At 38.0% G+C, this 21,617-nt stretch carries 20 protein-coding genes; 4 read left to right on the top strand and 16 right to left on the bottom strand.

Annotation, left to right across the window (positions count from 1 at the left end):
* Window positions 1–51 precede the first annotated feature (51 nt).
* The 4 genes from F3G75_RS05375 to F3G75_RS05360 all read right to left on the bottom strand — a co-directional run bounded on the left by F3G75_RS05375 (window position 52) and on the right by F3G75_RS05360 (window position 2,885).
* Window positions 52–651: a LysE family translocator gene (locus F3G75_RS05375; RefSeq protein WP_149716839.1), complete on the bottom strand. Its 600-nt coding sequence runs from the start codon at window positions 649–651 to the stop codon at window positions 52–54.
* 107 nt (window positions 652–758) lie between these two features.
* A complete protein-coding gene (locus F3G75_RS05370) occupies window positions 759–1,805 on the bottom strand; it encodes a type II asparaginase (RefSeq protein WP_149716838.1) in 1,047 nt (348 codons plus the stop codon).
* Window positions 1,806–1,890: 85 nt separating this feature from the next.
* A complete protein-coding gene (locus F3G75_RS05365; protein ID WP_107698333.1) occupies window positions 1,891–2,226 on the bottom strand; it encodes a branched-chain amino acid transporter permease in 336 nt (111 codons plus the stop codon).
* Window positions 2,223–2,885 (bottom strand): AzlC family ABC transporter permease, encoded by a 663-nt coding sequence (locus tag F3G75_RS05360; protein ID WP_149716837.1) that lies wholly within the window; start codon window positions 2,883–2,885, stop codon window positions 2,223–2,225. The genes F3G75_RS05365 and F3G75_RS05360 overlap by 4 nt, the downstream gene beginning before the upstream one ends.
* A 104-nt stretch (window positions 2,886–2,989) precedes the next feature.
* On the opposite strand from F3G75_RS05360, the gene F3G75_RS05355 reads away from it, so the two are divergent.
* Window positions 2,990–3,433: a tetratricopeptide repeat protein gene (locus F3G75_RS05355; protein WP_149716836.1), complete on the top strand. Its 444-nt coding sequence runs from the start codon at window positions 2,990–2,992 to the stop codon at window positions 3,431–3,433.
* Between the two features lie 199 nt (window positions 3,434–3,632).
* Here the strand turns inward: F3G75_RS05355 and flgG are convergent, their stop codons facing one another.
* Both flgG and F3G75_RS05340 read right to left on the bottom strand, forming a co-directional pair.
* Window positions 3,633–4,421 carry a flagellar basal-body rod protein FlgG gene (gene flgG / locus F3G75_RS05345; RefSeq protein WP_021091447.1) on the bottom strand — a complete coding sequence of 263 codons (789 nt, stop codon included), beginning with the start codon at window positions 4,419–4,421 and terminating at the stop codon, window positions 3,633–3,635.
* 15 nt (window positions 4,422–4,436) lie between these two features.
* Window positions 4,437–5,246 carry a flagellar hook-basal body protein gene (locus F3G75_RS05340; protein WP_149716834.1) on the bottom strand — a complete coding sequence of 270 codons (810 nt, stop codon included), beginning with the start codon at window positions 5,244–5,246 and terminating at the stop codon, window positions 4,437–4,439.
* A gap of 189 nt (window positions 5,247–5,435) precedes the next feature.
* On the opposite strand from F3G75_RS05340, the gene F3G75_RS05335 reads away from it, so the two are divergent.
* Together F3G75_RS05335 and rpoD are read left to right on the top strand one after the other, a co-directional pair.
* On the top strand, window positions 5,436–8,375 hold the full coding sequence (locus F3G75_RS05335) for a TonB-dependent hemoglobin/transferrin/lactoferrin family receptor (RefSeq protein WP_149716833.1): 2,940 nt from the start codon (window positions 5,436–5,438) through the stop codon (window positions 8,373–8,375).
* Between the two features lie 152 nt (window positions 8,376–8,527).
* The gene (gene rpoD / locus F3G75_RS05330) at window positions 8,528–10,384 is read left to right on the top strand and encodes an RNA polymerase sigma factor RpoD (protein ID WP_021091519.1); all 1,857 of its coding nucleotides are present in this window, start codon (window positions 8,528–8,530) and stop codon (window positions 10,382–10,384) included.
* 290 nt (window positions 10,385–10,674) lie between these two features.
* On the opposite strand, the gene F3G75_RS05325 is transcribed toward rpoD, so the two are convergent.
* Genes F3G75_RS05325 through F3G75_RS05305 form a run of 5 tightly spaced genes read right to left on the bottom strand, consistent with a single transcriptional unit; the run spans window position 10,675 to window position 14,990 of the window.
* A complete protein-coding gene (locus tag F3G75_RS05325; protein ID WP_149716832.1) occupies window positions 10,675–11,193 on the bottom strand; it encodes a flavodoxin family protein in 519 nt (172 codons plus the stop codon).
* Complete coding sequence (locus F3G75_RS05320) at window positions 11,190–12,407, bottom strand: radical SAM protein (protein WP_149716831.1); 1,218 nt, start codon at window positions 12,405–12,407, stop codon at window positions 11,190–11,192. The genes F3G75_RS05325 and F3G75_RS05320 overlap by 4 nt, the downstream gene beginning before the upstream one ends.
* A gap of 6 nt (window positions 12,408–12,413) precedes the next feature.
* Complete coding sequence (locus F3G75_RS05315; RefSeq protein ID WP_149716830.1) at window positions 12,414–13,223, bottom strand: ABC transporter substrate-binding protein; 810 nt, start codon at window positions 13,221–13,223, stop codon at window positions 12,414–12,416.
* Between the two features lie 19 nt (window positions 13,224–13,242).
* Window positions 13,243–14,010 (bottom strand): ABC transporter ATP-binding protein, encoded by a 768-nt coding sequence (locus tag F3G75_RS05310; protein ID WP_149714950.1) that lies wholly within the window; start codon window positions 14,008–14,010, stop codon window positions 13,243–13,245.
* A complete protein-coding gene (locus F3G75_RS05305) occupies window positions 14,007–14,990 on the bottom strand; it encodes a FecCD family ABC transporter permease (RefSeq protein ID WP_149716829.1) in 984 nt (327 codons plus the stop codon). Before F3G75_RS05305 ends, F3G75_RS05310 begins: the two co-directional genes overlap by 4 nt.
* 234 nt (window positions 14,991–15,224) lie before the next feature.
* On the opposite strand from F3G75_RS05305, the gene F3G75_RS05300 reads away from it, so the two are divergent.
* Window positions 15,225–15,959, top strand: a complete 735-nt coding sequence (locus F3G75_RS05300; protein ID WP_188115393.1) for a HugZ family heme oxygenase — start codon at window positions 15,225–15,227, stop codon at window positions 15,957–15,959.
* Window positions 15,960–16,241: 282 nt separating this feature from the next.
* Here F3G75_RS05300 and F3G75_RS05295 read toward each other — a convergent pair whose 3' ends face one another.
* The 5 genes from F3G75_RS05295 to F3G75_RS05275 form a co-directional block, all read right to left on the bottom strand.
* Window positions 16,242–16,997, bottom strand: coding sequence for a flagellin (locus F3G75_RS05295; protein WP_188115392.1), 756 nt, complete (start codon window positions 16,995–16,997; stop codon window positions 16,242–16,244).
* Window positions 16,998–17,082: 85 nt separating this feature from the next.
* Window positions 17,083–18,375: a histidinol dehydrogenase gene (gene hisD / locus F3G75_RS05290; RefSeq protein ID WP_149716828.1), complete on the bottom strand. Its 1,293-nt coding sequence runs from the start codon at window positions 18,373–18,375 to the stop codon at window positions 17,083–17,085.
* Window positions 18,372–19,223, bottom strand: a complete 852-nt coding sequence (locus F3G75_RS05285) for a pyridoxal-phosphate dependent enzyme (RefSeq protein WP_149716827.1) — start codon at window positions 19,221–19,223, stop codon at window positions 18,372–18,374. Before F3G75_RS05285 ends, hisD begins: the two co-directional genes overlap by 4 nt.
* Window positions 19,216–20,307: an OmpA family protein gene (locus F3G75_RS05280; protein WP_149716826.1), complete on the bottom strand. Its 1,092-nt coding sequence runs from the start codon at window positions 20,305–20,307 to the stop codon at window positions 19,216–19,218. The genes F3G75_RS05285 and F3G75_RS05280 overlap by 8 nt, the downstream gene beginning before the upstream one ends.
* Entirely contained in the window at window positions 20,304–21,617 is a 1,314-nt protein-coding gene (locus F3G75_RS05275) for a MotA/TolQ/ExbB proton channel family protein (RefSeq protein WP_149716825.1), read from the bottom strand. Before F3G75_RS05275 ends, F3G75_RS05280 begins: the two co-directional genes overlap by 4 nt.

The raw sequence follows: 21,617 nt of genomic DNA, 5'->3' as shown, positions 1-21,617 counted from the left end.
GTAGTGCAAACCGGGCAAATTTTAGCCAAGCTATATAAAAAGAGGCTAAATTTATCTAAAAAGTAAAAGTACACCGATCGTACAAACGATAATGGCGGTGCAAATTTCAAGTAGCCTTAGGTGCGTTTGTAAAAATTTCTTTAGCATAGCTCCGCCGAGTGCGTAAATATTTAGCGAGCAAGACTCGATGAAAACGAGCGTTGCCGCGATCGCGCACATACGAGTTAGACTAAAGGGATCGTCTTTATCCAAAAACGTAGGTAGCAAAGCCGAGAAAAATATCCATGCCTTTGGATTTGTGAAGCAAACGATGAGGCCGTTTGTAAACATCTGCTTTTTGCTTGGTAAATTTGAGACGTTTGTTATGCTAAGCTCGCCCTTGCCAAAAAGAAGCATCGCGCCAAGATAGAGCATATAAAGCCCTGCGATGATGTTTAGCGCCTTAAATGCGTACTCAAAATGATGAAGCACCGCGCCCACGCCAAGCATACAGTAAAACGCCACGAAAGCAAGCGAAAGAAGCTGCCCGATCATCATAATAAGCGAGTGCTTATAGCCAAAGCTCATACCGATACTCATCGCATAGGTCATGTTGATGCCCGGCATTAGCGAGATAGGAGCAAGCGTGGCGAAAAAGAGTAAGAAGTCCATAAAAAGCCTTAAAATTTAGCTAACAAATATAAAAATTTAAGCTATAGATCTGATCCTGCGATCAAATTTATAGCTTAAATTTAAAAGGCGGACTAAGCCGCCTCTTTTTAGTGAGTTAAGAAATACTCTTGAATTTTGGCTTTGTCGCTTGTTTTTGTAAGTGCAAGCATTAAAAGCACTCTGGCTTTTTGAGCGTTTAGATTATCGCTTGTTAAAAAGCCGTATTTGCCGTCATCAATTTCGCCGTTCATAGTCGTCTCGCCGCTTCCCACACGTGAGTCGCGAACTACTACTACGCCAGCTTTTGAAGCCTCGCCAAGTGCGTCAAGTACGCTAAAGTAAGGGTTGCCGTTGCCAAGACCAGCGCTAATTATACCTTTTGCGCCGTTTTTAACAGCTATGTTTACAAAGTCAGGATTGTCATTTGCGTGTGAGTAGATGATATCAACTCTTGGAAGCTCTTTTACGCCCTCTAGGTCAAATGCTGATTTTGCTGTGTGTTTTCTAATCGGATTCATATAGTATTTTACGTTGCCATAAAAGACTGTGCCGATCTTACCGCTGTTTGGTGATTTAAATGTATCAACACCTGTTGTGTTGGTTTTTGTTACCTCTCTAGCAGCGTGAATTTCATCATTCATAGTAACCACAACGCCCTTACCTACGCTATCTTTACTAATAGCTACGTTTACAGCGTTAAATAAATTTAGTGGACCATCTGCGCTTAGTGAGCCGCTATTTCTCATCGCACCTACAAGCACGACTGGCTTGTCGCTTTTAACGACCAAATTTAGAAAGTACGCCGTCTCCTCCATAGTATCCGTTCCGTGAGTAACGACGATACCATCAGCTTTGCCGCTGTTTAGAAGCTCGTTGATTCTATTTGCAAGCTTTAGCCAAACTTCATTGTTCATGTCTTGTGAACCGATATTTGAAATTTGCTCGCCTTTTATAGTAGCGATCTTGTTGATGTCTGGTACAGCTGCGATTAGTTTATCGACCGTAACAGTTCCAGAAGTATAGCTAGAGTCAAGCGATCCTGAGCCGCTTCCTGCTATCGTTCCACCAGTGGCTAGAATGTAGATGGTTGGCTTAGCAACCGCTAAAGTAGCACCTAAAATCATGAGTAACACCGCCTTAAAGATTAAACGCATTTTAGCTCCTTTGCATTAAAATTTGCAAAGTCATTATAATGCCATTTATTTAAAAAAATTATTAACTTCTAAATTTTATATTTATTTAAAAAATTCTTATCAAAAACATATAAATTCCGGTTGAAATAACTATGCTAAGAAGGGTATTTTTAAATTTTAAATGCATCAAAATAGCTGTAAAAACCGCTACTATCTCGCTTAAGCCATAAGGAAACTCGCTAAATTTCGTATCTTTTAAGCCATAGCAGACCAAAACAACCATTATCATCATGCCCATGTGCTTTTCAATAGCGTCTAAATAAGGGTTTGACTTATAGTTTTTTAACGCATAAAACGGCGTCGCCCTCGTTATAAAAGTAGCTATGGCGCTTAAAAGCACCGCCACAAAAAGTACCATCTCGCTTGAGCTTACACTTATCAAATTTTATCCTTGAACAAAAGCAAAAATATAAAACAAAGTGCCATTGATCCAACAAGCACAAATTTAGCTGGAAATAGGCTCACTCCAAGCACGCCAAAAAAGACCGCCGCAAAGAGTACGCGGTAGTTTTTATCATTTTTAAACATTTCAATCACAATAACTATAAAAAGTGCCGTTAAGCTAAACTCAAGCCCTTTTGTATCGGCCTTTATAAAATCACCAAGTATCGCACCAAGCAGCGTCCCAGCCGCCCAGTATGACCACGAAAGTAGATTTAGCCAGGTAAAGACAAAGCTGCGATCGCTTACATCTTTTAGCCCTAAATTTTTAAATATCGCAAAGGTTTCATCCGTTAGCAAAGCGATGTTTAAAAGCTTAAATTTGATCCCGCTATACTCTTTTAAAAGTGAAATTCCGTAAAAAGTATGGCGTAAATTTACCAGATAGCTCACGATAAAAACCTCAACTAGCCCAGTGCCCGCGCTAAAAAGCGAGAGCATCATAAACTGAGCCGCGCCGCCGTAAGCAAGAGTGCTAAGAGCGACGGCGATAAATGCGCTAACGCCCATGCTTTTAGCCAGTATCCCAAAGGCAACGCCGAGGGGAAAATAGCCCATAAAAATAGGAATAGATAGTTTAAAAACGTAGTTAAATGTCAAAATTTTGCCTTGATAAAAGCCGAAATGTTAACGAAAATTTGAAAAATTTATAGTAAAAATAGAGTTAAATTTTATAAAATGATAGAAATTTTTGGAGTTAAAAGATGAAAAAGGTAATTCTAATTTTATTTTGTATTCTATTTTCTTGGGGTAAAATTTTAGATACCACCAAGCTTGAAAATGAATGCGCTTTAAACAACATAGAAAGCTGCACCGATCTTATATATATCTACCTTGACAAAAATGAGCGCGATAAAATGTCAGCTATAGCAAACAAAGCCTGTGAGCTAGGCAATCCACATAGCTGTCTATTTTTAGGAAATACATATCTACAAAAAGACACTCTAGCACAAGAGAAAGAAGAAGGGCTTAGGCTTTATAATAAGGCTTGCGAACTAAAAAATGCATTTGCTTGCTATACCATTGCACTCATCTATGAAACAGGAGATACTGGTATACTGCAAGATAAAAATAGAGCAAAAAACTACTACAAAAAAGCCTGCGAGCTTGATTTGGAAGAAGCATGCAGTACACTTAAAAATTTTTAATTAAGCAAAAGATGCTTTTATTCTTGCTCTTAAAAGCAGAAATTTTAGATGAGATGTGCCAAATTTTAATTTCGCCCAAATTAATGAGTCTGTTTTATCGAGTCCTTGCCTTTTGTCGTTTTATTTAAAAAGTAAAATACCTCAAGCGTAAAAGAAAGTAGTATAAGCCCAACGATAACTAGAGTCGCGTTCATACTACCTACCTTTTAAGCCCATTTACTATTTCAAGCATCGAATCACTCGTAGTTATCGCCTTTGAGTTTGCCTCGTACGCGCGCTGACCGGTGATAAGATCGGTCATCTCTTCAACTAACTGAACGTTACTCATCTCAACAAACCCTTGTCTGATCGTACCAAGTCCGTCAAGTCCTGCAACACCTACCACCACGTTACCGCTAGCGCTTGTTTCTAAGTAGTTGTTGTCGCCCATTGAGTGAAGACCAGCTGGGTTTATGAAATTTGCTAGCTCAATCTGACCTATCTGGGCCATCTCTCTCTCACCTGCTTGGAGCACTGATACGGTGCCATCTGTACCGATAGAAATTTGCGTCGCATTTGCAGGTACGGTAATCTGAGGGATGAGCTGATAGCCATCGCTATTTACGATCGTACCGTTTGCGTCAAGTTTAAAAGCGCCGTTTCTAGTGTAGGCTGTCGTGCCATCAGGGAGTTGAATCTGAAAAAATCCGTTGCCAGCTATTACCATATCTAGGTTGTTGCTGGTCTCTTTAAAATAGCCCTGAGAAAAAATTTTATTTATCGCCGTTGGACGCACGCCAAGACCCACTTCGATACCAGTTGGGCTTGTGGTAGTCTGACTCGTAGCCGTACCTGCGTACTCCATTACTTGATACATAAGATCGGCAAATTCAGCCCTATTTTTCTTGTATCCATAAGTATTTACGTTTGCGATGTTGTGTGAGGTTACATCTATCTGCGTCTGCTGGGCTATCATACCAGTGGCTGCAGTGTAAAGTGATCTCATCATAGTTTTATCCTTTTATTAAGCTTTTAGGGCTAGTTTTTGAACAGCATCTTGGTTAAGATCACTCATGTGGCTTGTCATAACCTTTTGATACATATCAACTAAGCGCTGGGTTTCTATTAGACCCACCATTTCTAAAACTGGGTTTACGTTTGACATCTGGGCATATCCTTGCATCACGCTATCAGCTTCTTCAAGCTCTGTGATGTCATCAAAATTTCTACTCTCAAAAAGGTTATCTCCAACCTTTTTGAGATCTCTTATCTCCCTTGGCTGAGCGATAAAAAATTTAGAAAATTGATTGTTATTTGAGTATAAATTTCCATTTTTATCAACCGTCAAAACCTCGCCTTGTGGTACTTGGATGCCTCTTTGACCAGGATTTTGCGCCTCATAGCCACTTGGCAGCACCCTGTAACCCTCTTTTGTGACGATGTAGTCGTCTGCGTCAAGGCTAAAAGAGCCATTTTTGCTAAGTTTTACGCCATTTGGAGTATCGACTAAGAAAAATGCATCCTCTCTTTTTATCGCAAAGTCAAGTGTGTTTGAGCTGTACTTAAAACCACCAGCGCTAAAGTCGGTGTACTCTTCACTTACTTGTGGTACGCGGTCAAGTGTTCTATTTAAAAATTTAGCTCCATCTTTTGTGTGATTTTTAAGAGGAAGCTCATCTTGCGTCTCTTTAAAAATTCTTGCAAAGTCACCGATGACCACATCGTTTCGCTTGTAGCCGATCGTATTTACATTTGCAAGGTTATTTGAGATCACATTTAGTCTATTAAACTGCGTTACCATGCCAGCAGTGGCTTGATAATAACCATTTTGCATGCAATTTCCTAAAATTAATTATTGTCATGGTTTTTAAAGCAATAGCTGTTCCAAAATTTTAATTTTTTAATTATTAAATATTTCATAAAGTTTAATAAATAATTTATTTATTTAATGTTAAGATTCGCGGCTTTAATATAGATAATGACTATTAAAAACAATAAAAATACAAAAAGGACATACATTATTATGAAAAAGACTTCACTAGTTGTTTTGCTTTGTGCTAGCTTAAATTTGTTAGCCCAAGAGAGTGAGAATATAAAAGAAGTTGAACTTGGCGGAGTAGAGGTAACGGCGGAAGAAGAAAATGTAAAAAATAAAAAGATTAGTGAAGTAAAAAAGACGGCAAGCGAGCTTACTAAACAACAAGTAAGCGATACTAGAGATATGGTGCGCTATGACACTGGTGTCAGTGTAGTTGAGACCGGTCGCTTTGGCTCTAGCGGATATGCTATAAGAGGCGTTGACGAAAACCGCGTAGCTATCAGCATCGATGGACTTAATCAAGCTGAGACACTTTCATCACAGGGTTTTAAGGATCTCTTTGAAGGATATGGAAATTTTAACAATACAAGAAATGGCGTAGAGATAGAAAACATCCAGCAAGTAAATATCACAAAAGGTGCAGATAGTATAAAAACCGGCTCAGGCGCACTTGGGGGCTCTGTAATGTTTGAAACAAAAGACGCCAGAGACTATCTTACGGAAAAAGACTGGTTTTATGGCTTTAAAGCACAAAAATCCTCAGCAAATGACGAAAGTCTTTTCTCTCACACCATGGCCGCACGAGCAAAACGGTTTGACATACTCTTTATCACTACAAAAAGAGATGGTCATGAGATGAAAAACTGGGGATACAATACATACGATGATAATGTTCTTGGCAAGGAAAGAGAAAAGCCAGATCCTTATACCATAAATACAGATAGTAGGCTATTTAAATTTGGTGTAAATTTTAATGAAACAAACCGCTTTAGCGTAGGAATCGATAGAAGTACAAAAGAGACAGTAGGTACTGACTGGTCGTATAAATTTGCTCTTTATACTGGCGGTATGTTAAATAACGTACGTTACAGCACCGATGTAAGGCATGTAAATGATAAAAACAAACGTGAAAATATCTTTTATACATATGAAAACTACGATGAAAACCCACTTTGGGATAGTATGAAGATAACTTATTCAAAGCAAAAGATCCAGCTAAAGGCAAGGACTGATGAGTACTGTGATAAAAACGACTGTCAAGGCCTACTAAATCCATCAGGATTAAAGTTAAATAACGAAGGTAAGCTAGTGGACAAATATGGTGGCGACCTACAAATGAGACAAGTAGAAAAAGAGCCTTGGCCTGGAGCTGGCTTTACTTTTCCTCAAGATATTGTATTTGACAGTCATGGAAACGAAGTAGATGAAACATTCTATGGAAGAACAAATCGCGGAGCAGATAAACTTCTTGTCGATTGTAATCAGTATGATTGCTCTAAGCCTTTAACGCTTTTTAATAAGACAACCAAACGATATGAAACCTACAATCTAACTCCGCAAAACATGCCAGATGGCAATGGAAAATATGCAGAGCTTACTCCAAAAAATAGATTTGAGGAACTACTTTTGCCAAGAGCTCCAGGATATCTTGAAAATAACTGGAAAGATAGAGATCTAAATACCGATACAAAACAGCTAAATTTAGATGCGACAAAGGAATTTAGCCTATTTAAAATGGATCATACTTTAAAATACGGTGGACTTTATAATCAAATAGATAAGAGTATGATAAATAAACAAGGTTATGAGGCACACAATAAGGAATGGTGGGCGAAATATTTCTTTGGCATGGCAAACAAGGGCACAGGCTTGCTACCAAATTTTCAACCAGACAAGTGCATGCCTCACGGCGGAAATGATTACAGTACACTTTGTAGACATGAGGATAATAAATTTAGCTTTTTGATACCTGTAGAAACGAAGACAAAGGCATTTTATCTGGGTGATGATATATCTTTAACTGAAATTTTAAGCGTAGATGCAAATTATAGGTTTGACAAAATAACACACAATCCAAGCTACATACCAGGCAAGACACCAAAGCTGCCAACTGATCTTTTTGCTGGTGTTTTTATACCTTTTACTATACCGCCTGGCTCTAGTGCAGAAGAAGTAAAAAGGATAAAAACTAAAAATGCTGAAGAAAATGCACGTTATCTAGCAAGCCAAAAGAGGGATTTTACACATCATTCGTATTCACTTTCAACAAATTTTGACCCATTTGAGCATATAAGACTTCAGGCAAAATATGCAAATGGTTTTAGAGCTCCAACATCTGATGAAATTTATTTTACTTTTCAGCATCCTGATTTTACGATATTTCCAAATTTAGCTCTTCAACCTGAGATTGCAAAAACAAAAGAATTTGCCGTAACTCTTCATAACTCACCTAGCTTTTTTACGATAAATCTCTTTCAAACAGACTATAAAAATTTCATCGATCTAAAGTATATCGGTCGTGGCACGCTAACATACGGAAATGCTGGTAGTAGAATGCCAGTAGAAAAATACCAAAACGTAAATAGAGCAAAGGCTCGCGTAAGAGGTGTTGAACTGAGTGCAAATCTAGACCTAGAGCAAGTTTATAGTGGGCTAAGTGGCTTTAATGTCGGCTATAAATACCTATACCAAAAAGGTAGAATGTCAGTAGATGAAAGTGGCAAGCTAGACGCTCCAATGAATGCCATTCAGCCAGCAAAATTTGTCTATAACGTCGGATATCACACCAAAAATAATAAATTTGGAGCAAATCTATATATGACACACGTAAAAGCAAAACGTCCAGAAGATACTTACAATATCTATGCCAAAGACGATCCAGATGCAAAAAATACGTATGTTAGATATGTCAGTAATACATACAGTCTATTTGATTTTGTAGCATTTTACAGACCGATGAAAAATTTCACATTTACGGCAGGTGTGTATAACATCACAGATAAAAAATACACAAGCTGGGATAGTGCAAGAAGTATAAGGACTTTTGGCACAAATAATATGGTAAATAAAGAAACTGGCAGGGGCCTTGCTAGATTTTACTCACCTGGTAGAAATTTCAAGCTAACATTTGAAATGACGTTTTAATAATTTTATAGCTACCGCAATTTTAGACTTTTGCGGTAGCTTTGTATAGATAAAATTTTACTGCTTTTATACACTTTTTACAAAATTTGGGTATAATCCACTTTCTTTTAAACAATACTTAAATCACAATTAGACGATTCGAAAGGAAATTTATGAGCGCCGCAAAAGACTCTTTTTCTCAGATAGAAGAGCTTTTCGCTGAAAATGCAAAAGGCTTTTTGACATACGAAAAATTAGTAAAATTATTAGACAAAGCTCCAACTGCCACGATAGTAAAAAAGATAGAACAACTAGCAAAAACAAACAAAGTCCAGCTCATCACATCTGCTGAGGCCGCAAAGCTTAGAAATTTAGCTGATGCTAAAAAACGCCAAGAAAATGCTCAAAAGAGCGATCAAGATATTGACGAAGATCTCGATCTTTCTGGTGAGAGCGATCTTTTAGAGTGGTCAAGGTCAGATAGCCCTGTCAGGATGTATCTAAGAGAGATGGGTCAGATCGCGCTTCTTACAAAAGATGAGGAAGTTGAGATCAGCAAAAGGATTGAGCTTGGCGAAGATATCATTATTGACGCATTTTGTTCTGTGCCATTTTTGATTGATTTCATACTTGACTATAAAGAGCCGCTCATCAATAGAGAACGCCGCGTAAAAGAGCTTTTTAAGAGCTTTGAAGACGAGAGTGAAAACGAAGAAAATGAAGATAGCGAAGACGATATAGACGAGGAAGATGAAGAGAACGAAGAAAACGAAGCTCCTAAAAAATCAGCCAAAAACGATAAACGTGCTGAAAAAGTTATAGAGAGCTTTAAGGCCCTCGAAAAGGCAAAAAAAGAGTGGCTAAAGACTGCAAACAAACAAGATAAAGTAGAAAGCGACGATACGGCTTCAAAGATGACTCTTGCATTTAAAAAGAAAATTTTAAAAGAGAAACTAATGGATCTTGGACCAACAAGCAAGTTAATTAGCGAGATCGTAAAATCAATGGAAACAGCACTAAAAAGCGACGACGAATTTGACAGAGAGCTAAAACGTTTGGAGTATCGCTTGCCAATGTTTAGCGACGAGCTTAAGAAAAATCACAAAAGCATACTAAAAGATATCATCAAGCTAAGCAAAGAAGAGATCGCAGCTCGCGTGCCAGAAGCTACAATGGTCTCAACTTATGTCGAGATCAAAAAGCTATTTACGACAAAAGAGGCGAGCAAACAAGGCTTTGATCTTGAGCCAACAAGACTAAAAGAGATTTTAGAGCAGATCAAACGCGGAAAGAAAATTTCTGACGAGGCAAAAGCTAGAATGGCTAAATCAAACCTCCGTCTAGTCGTAAGTATCGCGAAACGCTATACAAACAGGGGCTTACCATTTTTAGATCTCATCCAAGAGGGCAACATCGGCCTTATGAAGGCGGTTGATAAATTTGAATACAGAAAAGGCTATAAATTTTCAACCTACGCCACATGGTGGATCCGCCAGGCTATATCACGTGCGATCGCCGATCAGGCAAGGACGATTAGGATACCTATCCATATGATAGAGACGATAAATCGTATCAACAAAATAAACCGTAAATACCTCCAAGAAGAAGGCAAAGAGCCTGATGTAAGCGTTATCGCAAAAGAGGTCGGACTAAGCGTTGATAAGGTAAAGCAAGTCATCAAGATCACAAAAGAACCTATCAGTCTTGAAGCTCCGATCGCAAACGAAGAGGACGGTAAATTTGGAGATTTTGTCGAGGACAAAAGCTCACTTTCTCCGATAGAGCAAATTTTAAAAAGTGACCTTAGAGAGCAGATCGACGATGTGCTTTCTCAGCTAAATGAGCGTGAAAAAGCAGTCATTTCGATGAGATTTGGCTTACTTGAAGATGAGAGCGACCGCACACTTGAAGAGATCGGAAAGGCCCTAAATGTCACTCGTGAGCGTGTCCGCCAAATAGAAAGCTCAGCTATCAAAAAACTAAAACATCCAAAAGTTGGTAGAAAACTTAAAAACTACATTGAGGGCTAAAAGCCTTAATCTAGCTCGAATTTCACACAAATTTGAGCTAGAAGCTAAAATCAAAATTTTATACTCGCATTAAAGCAAATATCTCCCACATAAATTTTAGTTACAAGAGCAACAAAGCTAAAATCTACAAAGCTAGTTAACTTTTAGAGCATATTGTTGTAGTAAATTTTAGCTTCCTATTCACTAGCGAGAATGGATTATCATCTCATAATCACAGCACACTCACTAATGAAAATAAAAATTTACAGGATTATTAAAAATTTTAGAGCAAAAATAGGCACAAAATGAGTTTAAATTTTAACCCCTCTAAATGCTTCCTTTGCGGCTTTCACATCAGCCTCATCTGGGTGCGTTTTGGCTCGCTCCCATCGCTCTAGTCGCTCAGGCGTTAGAGCAAATCTCGGATCATCAGGCATAGCTTTACCAAGTTTTTTTAGTTGCTCTATCACTTCAGGAGCAATCGCACCTTGACAGATAAACGTGCGCAAAATTTCATTGCCATTTTGCATAAATAGCTCTTTGCCTTGATCTATCGCCTGCGTGGCATGCGCACTTGGTACATCAGCACCAAGGGTTATAAAAAAGCCTACTTTTTTATTTTTTACACTTTGAGAGATAAATTTTTTAAATTCCTTCTCCGGCGAGCCCTGATCTATATAGTATCCAAGTGCGATAAAGTCAAACTCGCTCAAATTTATCTCGCCAGCATCGGCAAAATTTATCGCCTCACAGCTAAGCTCACCTGCAATAGCCTCTGCTATCTTTTTTGTATTTCCACTTTTTGATGTATATATCACAATACTTTTCATAAAAACTCCTTCTTAGAAATTTCCATCACTGCATTTGCGATAGAATTTCCCCAAAATACGCCATCTTTTGTAAAATTTAAAGAGCCGTTTTTGATTTTTAGATATCCACTTTCCTCACATTTTTTAAAAAGATCCATAAGCTCATTGGCACACGTCTGGCTCACAAATTTAAAAACACACTCAAGGCTTATTTGCGGATACTGAAAAAGATTTACAAATCTATCAAACTCCATCTGCCTAGCAGTCATGCGACCCATAACTTTCATCTTTTGGCTCATGTTATAGATACCAAACTCCCCTAGCCTGCCGCCAGCACCTTTGCCAAGTGGCAAGACATCGGCACCCACGTGAGATAGTCTTATATATTTATATTGGTCCCTACCCTTTTTGGCCACCTTTGTATATTCTAAAATTTCATAGTCGTCTTGACTTAAAATTTCGTCTAAAAATGCGTGGTGCAAGCTCTTGTCCACTTCCACGTCATAGTAATCCTCGCTTATAGTCTTGCTTAACACCGAGCCATCTAAAAACTGAAGCGAATAAAAACTCGCACTATCAATGCCGAGCTCACGCACTAGCTTAGCATCTCTTACTACCTCATCTATGCTTTCATTAGGATAGTTATATATAATATCAACACAAAGCATTCCACTAAATTTCTCACGCAGATCACGTAGATGTTTTACGGCTCCATCTGAACTATGTGTGCGATTTAGCAGCTTTCTGCCAGCCTCACTAAATGTTTGCACGCCGATACTATACCTATTTACACCAAGTTCGTTTAAAAGGCGAAGCTTGCTTATATTTAGATTATGAAGCGTACTTTCTAGGCTAAATTCACACTCAGGTAGGATATTAAAACTGCCCTTAAGTGCGTTTATCACCTGCTCTAAGTGTCTCTCTTTTAATATCGTTGGGGTGCCGCCACCAAAATAGACACTACCTATTTTCTTGCTTTTTAAGTAGTTCGTGGCAGAGTATTTTTCTATCTCGCTTAGTAAAAATTTTGTATATTCATCAAGCTCGTCTTCAAGCTTTGTCCTATTCATCGAGCAAAACGAGCATATATTGTCACAAAATGGCACATGGATATAGATGACTCCTTCATTTTCATCTGGCGCACTCTCTAAAAATTCCCATAACTCATCTTCACTCACCATATCTGGTCTTTTTGAAGGAGCTACACTATGTCCTTTTATACGTTTGTTAAACATTTATACTCACTTATTAAGCATGTTAAATAGCTCATTTGCGGCCTCATTTATGCGAGGCGTACCGCGCAAGACAAGACTTGATGGGACGTTTAAAATTTTAGAGTTCTTGGCCGCACTAGTTGCTTTTAGCACTGGATTTTGCGATAAAAAATCACTACCATCTTTCATGCCTACTACTATTATGAAGTCTGGATTTTGCGCTAGGATAAATTCATTTTGAACGATCGGCATCGCTCCAGCTAGGTCACCTGCTACATTTTTAATACCCAATTTAGTAAACATATCCCCAGGCAAGCTAGCATCGTTAAAAGCAACTAGTGGGGTAGCTGCATAAACGCCTAAAATTTTCTTACCGCTCAAATTTGAGTTTTGAAATTTTAAAAAGTCCTGTTTTATCTTAGCCACAAGCTCGCCAGCACGCTCTTTTTTTCCTGTGATATCGCCCATTTTTTCTATATTTTTGCAAATATCATCTACGCTATTTGCCTGCATCGTAAGTGTCTTTATACCAAATTTAGCAAGGTCGGCGTTTACACCATCAGAGTGAAAGCTAGTAACTACAAGATCAGGCTTTAGCTCGACTATACGCTCTAAATTTGGCTTTGTATAAGTGCCAACGCTCTTTAGCTTTTCAGTCTTATCCTCAGGCCAAATCTTGCCAAACTCAAGAGTAGAAATAGCTGCGATCTGATCTTCAGCCTCCAACATATACATCATCTCAACCACTGCAGGATCGAGCACAACGATATTTTTAGCACTTAGGCTAACACCGCCAAAACCAAGTAAAAAAACAAAAACTAAAAATAATTTTTTCATGAAATCTCCTTTAAAATTATCATTTTGGTAAAACAAATGGCATATCATTTTTATATATGATATCTGCCTTAAGGCCATAAAGTTCATCTAAAATTTCTGGATTATAAAGCTCTCTGACACTCCCTTTGTGAGCTATAACACCACCTTTTAGCATTAAAATTTCATCACATATCAGTGAGGCCAAATTTAGATCATGAAGCACCGCTATGGTGACTAAATTTAGCTCACGAGTAAGATGCGAGCAAAGCTTTAATACCTCTATAGCATGGCTTAGATCAAGGGCTGATGTAGGCTCATCGAGCAGCAAAACTTTAGGCTCGCTAACTATTGCACGAGCAAGCAAAGCTCTAGCAAATTCGCCACCACTTAGCGAGTTTGCCACTCGGTCTTTAAATTTAGCGAGCCCAAAAGTCTGCAAAGCCTCATCAACTAGGGCAATATCGTGAGAGCTATAACCACTAAAAGAGCTTTTTAGATGAGCATATCTACCCATCAAAACAAGCTCAAAAACGCTTAACGGCATAGTAAGTGCACTTTTTTGAGGTACAAAACTAGTCGTTCTCGCAAGCTCCTTTGTGCTGTAGCTTTGTACATCTTTTTCGAAAATTTTGACACTTCCAGTGCTTGGAGAAAGCAAATTTAAGATACATTTTAAAAGTGTTGATTTGCCACATCCATTAGAGCCCAAAAGACCTATAAATTTTCCACTTTTGGCGGTAAAGCTTATATTTTTTAGCACACTTGTTTGCGCATATGAAAAGCTTAAGTTTGATACTTCTACGCTCAATGCACACTCCTTTTTAGATAAAGTGCTAAAAATAGAAAAAAAGGCGCTCCAAAAAACGCACTAATAACGCCAACTGGCACTTCGACCGGACTTAAAACACTCTTCCCTACCACGTCACAAGCTAGTAAAAACGCTCCTCCTCCAAGAGTAGAAAGTGGTAACAAAATAGCGTTGTTTGAGGTATTTAAAAGCATTCTAAAAGAGTGTGGAATGATAAGCCCCACAAAGCCTATCATACCGGTAAATGCTACTGAAAAAGCAACCGTGAGCGAGGCTATGACAAGCAGACGCTTCTTAAGTGCATCGACATCTATACCAAGGCTTTTTGCCTCGTCTTCCCCGCTTAAAAGTATCGTTAACTCAAAGCGTTTTAGATAAAAATATATCATGCAAAAGATAAGCGGAACAGCGATAATGCCGACCTTTTGCCACGAAGCAGAACCTAAATAACCCATCATCCATGCCACTATCTTAAAACTATCTTCACCTATAAGATATGTCGCAAAACTCGTAAATGCTCCTAGAAATGATGAAAAAGCGATACCAATTATAAGAAGTGTAGCAATAGAGCGACTACGATTGTAAACTCCAAAAATGGCAAGTGTAAGCAGGCTCGAAGACAAAAAGGCAAAGATACCATAATAAATTTCAGATAAGCCAAGAAGATATGCCACTACTGCTCCAAATGTCGCAGATGCGGCTATGCCGATGATATATGGGTCTGCAAGCGGATTTAAAAAGACGCTTTGTGTTACAACACCCGAGCTAGCCAAAAGCATACCTATAAGCAGAGCCATTACAAGTCTTGGTAGTCTAATGTCAAACAAGATGGTCTCTTTCATATCGTCTATTTTGTTATTAAATATAAAATTTAAAATCTCACTCATACTTATGTCAGAACCGCCTATACTAAGCGAGATAAAAGAGAGCAAAACAATGAGCATAATCAGCAAAACGGTAAGCTTGGTACTACCCTGCATAAATTTCCTTTTAATACAAATGGCTAAAAACAGCAAAAAGAAACAAAAATAAGCAGAAAATATAATCTTTAAATAAAAGCCATAAATTTTCTAAAATGTCATTAATGACTCGTAATTTTAAAAAAATAAGCTTAATTCTCGCTTTAAAAATATTAATGATAATTTTAATCAATTTTAAGTTTTCTTTAGTATGATTTTGCGATTTTTAATTTTATTTTTATAAGGAGAACAGTTTTGAAACAAAGAGCATTAAACCACATGAATAAAGATCATTTGGATATAGTGATCGAGTTTTGTAAGAAATTTAGCGGTGTAGCTGAGCCTACAAATGTCAAAATGACCGATATAAACGAAGATGGCATGGAAATAACATGTGATCAGGCAAAAACATTTGTACCATTTTTAAGCAAAGCAGGTGGAGATGGTTTTAGAGAGTCGATCATAGAACTTTATATGAGCATCAAGGGCGATACAAGCAGCTCTAGTGTGCAAGGCGGAATGATGAAATTTATAAATAGCTTTAAGACTGTTGTGATCTCAAGCATTCTTGACGGACAAGCGGTTTCGTCGTATTCACCTTTCATAAAAGAAAACGATGAGTTTTATATCTGCATATCATCAGTAGCAGATCACTACCACTCAATAAAACAAAACCCAGATAAAATTTCACTCCTTTTTATTCAGGATGAAAAAGATGCAAAAAGTCTATTTGCTCGTGTAAGAGTAAGCTTTGAAGCAAAAGCTGAATTCATAAGCGACAGTGTAAGAGATGAATTTATTTCCAAATTTGAGAGTGCCTTTGCAAATGAATCAGCACTTGCATTTATTAAAGAGATGAAAGATTTCTATATAGTAAAACTCACTCCAACAAAGGGTAGATACGTAAAAGGCTTTGGCGCAGCATATGACACAGTAGGACTCCAAGTTGTCGATAGTGGCAGAGTAAACAACCCTCACACTAAAAAATAATCACTTTTGTAAGACCGTTTGGTCTTACAAATTTATACCTCTTAAAATTTATTTTTTGCGTTGCTATAAAAATTTAAAAGATACAAGCCGTGATATTTTTGCTTGTTATCATAAAAATGGTTTGGGTTTGCCCGAACTCGAGAAAATCTAGCATCAAAATTCCTCAATATGCCTATACCTATAATCTAAACTATAAACATATTTCATCCAAACAAGATAGAATCATTATAAAAATTTATTAGAAACTAAAAAAGAATTTACCGGTGCAAGACCGGTAAAAATTTATTCAGCTAGAAGTTTATCTAGTTTTGCGGTCAAGCTCGTAGTATCATGAGCTTTGGCTAAGCTCGCAGCATGTAGCTTTAAATTTGCTTGTAAATTTTCTTCCAAGCTCTTTGCGATATCGCTGCTATCAAGATTTTCTACACTATTAGCATTTGCCACGCTCCTTGCGGCTAGAGCATTTATGCCTCTAAATACAGCATTTTGTGTTGATCCGATCTCTGAGCGAAGTGAATTTATATTTTTTAAAATTTCACCTGTATTTGAGCCGTCATCTTTTACATTTAAAAGAGCATTTGTGCCCAAATTTATATTTTTTGTACTCTCGCCTGTAAAAAATCCAAGCTCAGCATCAAATACGTTTTTACCGTTAAATTTAGCCTCTTTTACGCTATCATTCATAGCATTTCTTAGTGCGTTGATTTCGCTCTTTATGCCTTTTTGTTCATTTGCCGAGAGAGTAGGATTTGTGAGCTTACTTGAAAGCTCACCTATTCTATCCGTACTTTTACTTAAATTTAAAAGCGTTGAGTCAGCGATTTGAAGCATACCGATCATATCGTTTGCATTTGCCAAACCTTCGTTCAAGACATTTGTTTGTGAAAGCAAACTCTCTGCGATTTGCAAATTTGCACCTGAAGCTTTGATCTCGCTGTTTGCAGAGATAGCATTTAGCGCTTTCTTCTCGCTATTTTTTGCTTGATCTAAATAATAGTTTCCTGAAGCCTGGTTTGCAGTATAAGTTCCTAACTTCATAACAACTCCTTTTTAATAATTCGCTACCGATTCTACTATAAATTCTATAAAAAGTTGCAAAATCTTTATAAAATCTATTTTATCTTTAGTCTTCCAACCTCACTGCGACTGATTTTTTATGAGCAGTTAGCCCCTCAGCTTCAGCTAGCTGCATGCATGATTTGCCAATATGCATGATACCTTTTCTACTCACTGAAATGATCGAACTTCGCTTCATGAAATTTTCAACTCCAAGCGGTGAGTAAAATCTCGCACTTCCGCCAGTTGGCAATGTGTGATTTGGCCCAGCGATATAATCCCCCATCGCTTCAGGCGTAAAGTGTCCAAAAAATATAGCGCCTGCATGAGTCACATCATCAATATAACTTAAAGCATCGTTTGTAGCGATCTCTAGGTGCTCAACAGCAAGCTCATTCATGAGTGCAAAACACTCTTTTAAATCTTTTGCCACTATTATTGCAGCTTTATTTCTTATGCTTGCACCTGCAATCGCTTCACGTTTTAGTGTCTTTAGCTCATCTTCGATGTGTCTTTGCACCGCTCTTGCAAAAGCCTCTACCGGCGTTATCAAAAAGGCACTTGCTATCTCGTCGTGCTCGGCTTGTGAGAGCATATCGATAGCTATGTGGCGAGGATCGGCACTATCATCAGCGATGACGCCTATCTCGCTGGGACCAGCGATCATATCAATATTTACGTCACCATAAACTAGCTTTTTAGCAGTCGCTACGTAGATATTACCAGGTCCTGTTATGACATCTACTTTTGGCACCGTTGCGGTTCCGTATGCCATCGCTGCGATCGCACTTGCGCCGCCTATTTTAAAGGCTGTCTTTATATTACAAAGGTGCATTGCCGCAAGAAGTAAGTTATTTACCTTGCCATTTGGTGCTGGGGTGCAAACTACGATCTCTTTTACGCCGGCTACGATCGCTGGGATCGCATTCATAAGAAGCGAGCTAGGATAAGCCGCTTTGCCACCTGGGATATAAAGGCCAGCGCGGTCAACCGCTGTGTATTTTGCACCCAGCAAGATATCATGCTCATCTTTATATGTCCAGTCGCTTGGTTTTGTACGCTCATGATAGCTTTTTATCCTATCGTGAGCTAAATTTAAAGCTACCCTCAGAGCATTATCTAACGAATTATAGGCAGCCTCCATCTCTTTTACGTCGATTATTATGTCGTTTTTACTTGTAACGCTAAATTTATCAAATTTAGCTATCTGGGCAAAAAGTGCACTATCACCATCATTTCTTATCTCATCTATTATGCCTGCAACCACTGGCATTACAGCGCTCATATCATTATCACTTCGTTTAACCAGCTGTAAAAATTTACTCTCAAAATCAGCGTCGCTACTATGAAAAAATTTCATCCATGCTCCTTTAATTTTAATTTTCTCTCGTATCTTTGTCTTTGTGTAATGTTACCTAAAATTCCGCCCTGGTGGATGTATAAAATTTCAGCTCCAAACTTATCTAAATTTGCAAAAAGCGTGATAAAGCCAACAGGGTCATACACTAGATCAAATTCCACGCCGCTTTTGCAAACCTCTATCCAAATTTCATAAAGCTCTGGGTATAAATTTCCAAAATGATACTTCTTTGGGGGATTTAAAATTTGCACTTTGCTGTTTTTATCTAGCTCATAAATTTGCTTTTTTAGATAGTCGCCATCCCCCACGCAAGGAGTTGTAAAAACGCTAAGATCGGTGTGTTTTGCCAGATAGCATGCGCTTGTGCCAGTGCCTGAGGGTAAAAAGATATCAGGACTTATGCCACTTTTTTTGCTCCACTCATTGATCTCACGTGCCTGCGTGATAAAGCCAAGCTCAGCCTCACTTTGCGCCACGCCCTCGTTTATAAAGAGTGCATTTTTGCTTCTGGCTAGCTCTTTAGCAAATTTCTCACGCTCCTCTTTTACAAAAATTTCCATGCCATTTTCAAGTGCAAATTTGAAATTTCCAACTGGATCTTGCTCTAAATTTGAGCTTAGATGAGAGACGACGTAGTAAAATTTAAGCCCTTTTATCTTAGCAAAAAGGCTTAAGCTATACATCGCATTTGACTGGCTTGAGCCGTGAGAAACGATGGCTTTTATGCCGCTAAGATCAGCGTTTAAAAAATACTCTAGCTTTCTTGCTTTGTTACCATTAAATTCGCCTAACAGATCATCTCTTAAAAGCCAAAATTCTCGTCCTCTTAAGCAAATTTTATCAATCACCCTTAAACTCCAAAAATTTCTCTATCTCGTTGATAGCCTCTTTGTTTGAGAGTGAAAATTTGATCTCTATGCGTCTTGAAGCGTCCTTGTCCTCGGCTCCATCTTTAAAAACTAGCTCGTTGTAGCTTCGACCACTTGCGACAAGCAACTTTCTAAGGCGAGTATCACCACTAAATGAATTTATAAACTCCATCACCGCGTATGCTCTTTTTTGCGAAAGCTCTAAGTTATAAATATAGCTTCCGTCGCTATCTGTAAAGCCTTCGATTATGATTTGATCAATGTTTGACGCGATATCTTTATCATTTAAAAGCACGTCGAAATATTTACTAAGCGTGGCCTTTAGCTCCTCTTTGACCTCTTCTTTTAAGACCGCACTGCCCTTATCAAAAAGTACTGAGGAGCTAAGCTTTAGCGCACCTGAGTTTGGATCGATCTCGATGCTTGAGCCTAGCCTATCCTTTAGGGCTGAGATCACTTTTACTCTGATACCAGTTAAATTTTTCACTCTATCGCGAGTGATATTTAGATCCCTTAAAAGCTCATCATATCTAGCCTCTCTTTGGCTCACTTGCTCGAGTAAAAAGGCGATCTTGGCTAAATTTTTCTCACTGCTCTCGTTTGCGTCACTAAGTGCTCTATCTTTTGATGAAATTTCATCATTTAGCACGATCATCTTTTGATTTAGATCAAAAATGCTGGCATTTAGCTCTTTTATGCTTGTATTAGCGTCTTTGTTTTCCTCTATGAGCTGGGCCAGCTTTTCTTTGAGAGCGTCTATTTGGATAACAAAAATTTCATTTGATTTTTTCAAATTTATATTTTCGTCGCTTATCTTTGAAAGCTCGCTTTTTAGGGCATCATTTAGCTCTTCAAGGGTGAAATTTCTACCCTGAGCGTCTTTTAAATTTGCTAGTGCTGCGATGATGGCTTGCTCTTTATTTTCAAGAGTGTTTTGAGTTAGGACGTATTTTACGACGACAGCGCCGATAAGCAGCATAAAAACAAAGAGCAGACCCGCCATCAAGTCTGCGTACGAAACCCAAAAGCTCGATTGATCCTCGTTATTTTTGTTTATTTTCATTGCACTAGATTTTCGATTTTTTCTATTACAGAATTTGCTTCTTTATCGATCTCGTCTATATTCTTCTTAAGCTCAGCTATGAGGCTCTCGCGCTCTTTTTCTCGCTCCAAGCTCCTGCCCTCTTGCTCATACGCTGCCTTAAATATCGTCGCACTCTCCACGAGCGAGGCTCTAAATTCCTTTAGTGCGTCGTTTTGCTCTTTCATCAAAGAGAGAGAAAATTCTCTTAAAACCTTGTCAAAACTCTTTATAGTCTGCTCAAATTTTATCTGGCTCTCTTTTGTAGCGTTTAAATTTCTACTAAAAATTTCGCCAAGCTTTGCATGCTCGGTTAAAATTTTAACCTCCATATCTTTAAAGGCATTAGAAAACGCGCTTACTGCCTTTAGCATATCAGAGTGGATTTTTACAAATTCATCTTGTTTTAGGCTAGCTTCATTTAGCATTTTAAGGTTTGCACTAAGCTCAGCCTTGCTTTGATTTATGATATTTTTCTCTATTTCGCAAAGCTCTTTTAGTCTGTCAAATTTTTCATTTACCTGATCGTTTAAATTTCTTAAAAATTTATCATCAAGCACCATTTTAAAAGCGTCATGACTATCTTTAAAGTAGCCAACAGATGCTTTCATAAAATTTGCATTTAGTTCATTTTCCTGCCAGAAAAACTCACGGCTTAGCTCTTTTTGCTCGCTGTAAAATCTCTCAAATTTGCTAATGCCGATCTTTTCAAAAAACATCCACCAAAGCGCTAAAAATATGCCGTAAATCGATACATAAAATGCCGTAGCCACGCCATTTAACAGTATAGCGATCTCTTTTTCAAGGCCGTTTGCAGTGCTTGAGCTAAAGCTTGGCATAGAAATAGCGATACTAATAAATGTGCCTAAAATTCCAAGCATAGGAAAGACTGCTTGACCGATGTTTGCTAGGTTGTCATTTCTAAAATTTCTTGTATAGCTCTCAAAAAAATCTTCAAATTTAGCGTTTGCCTTTTTGACGTTTGAAATTTCAAAGAGATGCGAGATGATAAATTCTTTTAGCCTTATCTTGTAGTCTTTGGCATTTGCTAAGAAATTTGAGTAAGCGACCAAAGCGCTGTGACGTGAAAAGATAAAAGCGACAAAGAGTATAAAGCCCATCATCACGATGGTGTGAAGCTTCATCTGAAAATTTATAACGCCAAGATACGCTAGTATCGCCAAGATGTAGATAGCTAAAGGGATAAAGATAACTTTAAAAAAGACAAAGAAAGAGTGAGCTTGGCGCTCTTTTGGCACGCTTAGCTCACTAAAATCATTTTGATTTTGCAT

The sequence above is a fragment of the Campylobacter concisus genome (assembly GCF_902460705.1).
Classification (GTDB): Bacteria; Campylobacterota; Campylobacteria; order Campylobacterales; family Campylobacteraceae; genus Campylobacter_A; species Campylobacter_A concisus_Z.
Note: the sequence above shows the minus strand (reverse complement) of the source record. Positions and strands in the feature narration are given on the sequence as shown.

Coding starts and splice junctions, on each gene's coding strand:
- F3G75_RS05355 (WP_149716836.1), top strand. CDS start 2,990: ATGAAAAAGGTAATTCTAATTTTATTTTGTATTCTATTTTCTTGGGGT.
- F3G75_RS05320 (WP_149716831.1), bottom strand. CDS start 12,407: ATGTTTAACAAACGTATAAAAGGACATAGTGTAGCTCCTTCAAAAAGA.
- F3G75_RS05335 (WP_149716833.1), top strand. CDS start 5,436: ATGAAAAAGACTTCACTAGTTGTTTTGCTTTGTGCTAGCTTAAATTTG.
- flgG (WP_021091447.1), bottom strand. CDS start 4,421: ATGATGAGATCACTTTACACTGCAGCCACTGGTATGATAGCCCAGCAG.
- F3G75_RS05370 (WP_149716838.1), bottom strand. CDS start 1,805: ATGCGTTTAATCTTTAAGGCGGTGTTACTCATGATTTTAGGTGCTACT.
- F3G75_RS05325 (WP_149716832.1), bottom strand. CDS start 11,193: ATGAAAAGTATTGTGATATATACATCAAAAAGTGGAAATACAAAAAAG.
- F3G75_RS05340 (WP_149716834.1), bottom strand. CDS start 5,246: ATGCAAAATGGTTATTATCAAGCCACTGCTGGCATGGTAACGCAGTTT.
- hisD (WP_149716828.1), bottom strand. CDS start 18,375: ATGAAATTTTTTCATAGTAGCGACGCTGATTTTGAGAGTAAATTTTTA.
- F3G75_RS05315 (WP_149716830.1), bottom strand. CDS start 13,223: ATGAAAAAATTATTTTTAGTTTTTGTTTTTTTACTTGGTTTTGGCGGT.
- F3G75_RS05275 (WP_149716825.1), bottom strand. CDS start 21,617: ATGCAAAATCAAAATGATTTTAGTGAGCTAAGCGTGCCAAAAGAGCGC.
- rpoD (WP_021091519.1), top strand. CDS start 8,528: ATGAGCGCCGCAAAAGACTCTTTTTCTCAGATAGAAGAGCTTTTCGCT.
- F3G75_RS05375 (WP_149716839.1), bottom strand. CDS start 651: ATGGACTTCTTACTCTTTTTCGCCACGCTTGCTCCTATCTCGCTAATG.
- F3G75_RS05295 (WP_188115392.1), bottom strand. CDS start 16,997: ATGAAGTTAGGAACTTATACTGCAAACCAGGCTTCAGGAAACTATTAT.
- F3G75_RS05305 (WP_149716829.1), bottom strand. CDS start 14,990: ATGCAGGGTAGTACCAAGCTTACCGTTTTGCTGATTATGCTCATTGTT.
- F3G75_RS05280 (WP_149716826.1), bottom strand. CDS start 20,307: ATGAAAATAAACAAAAATAACGAGGATCAATCGAGCTTTTGGGTTTCG.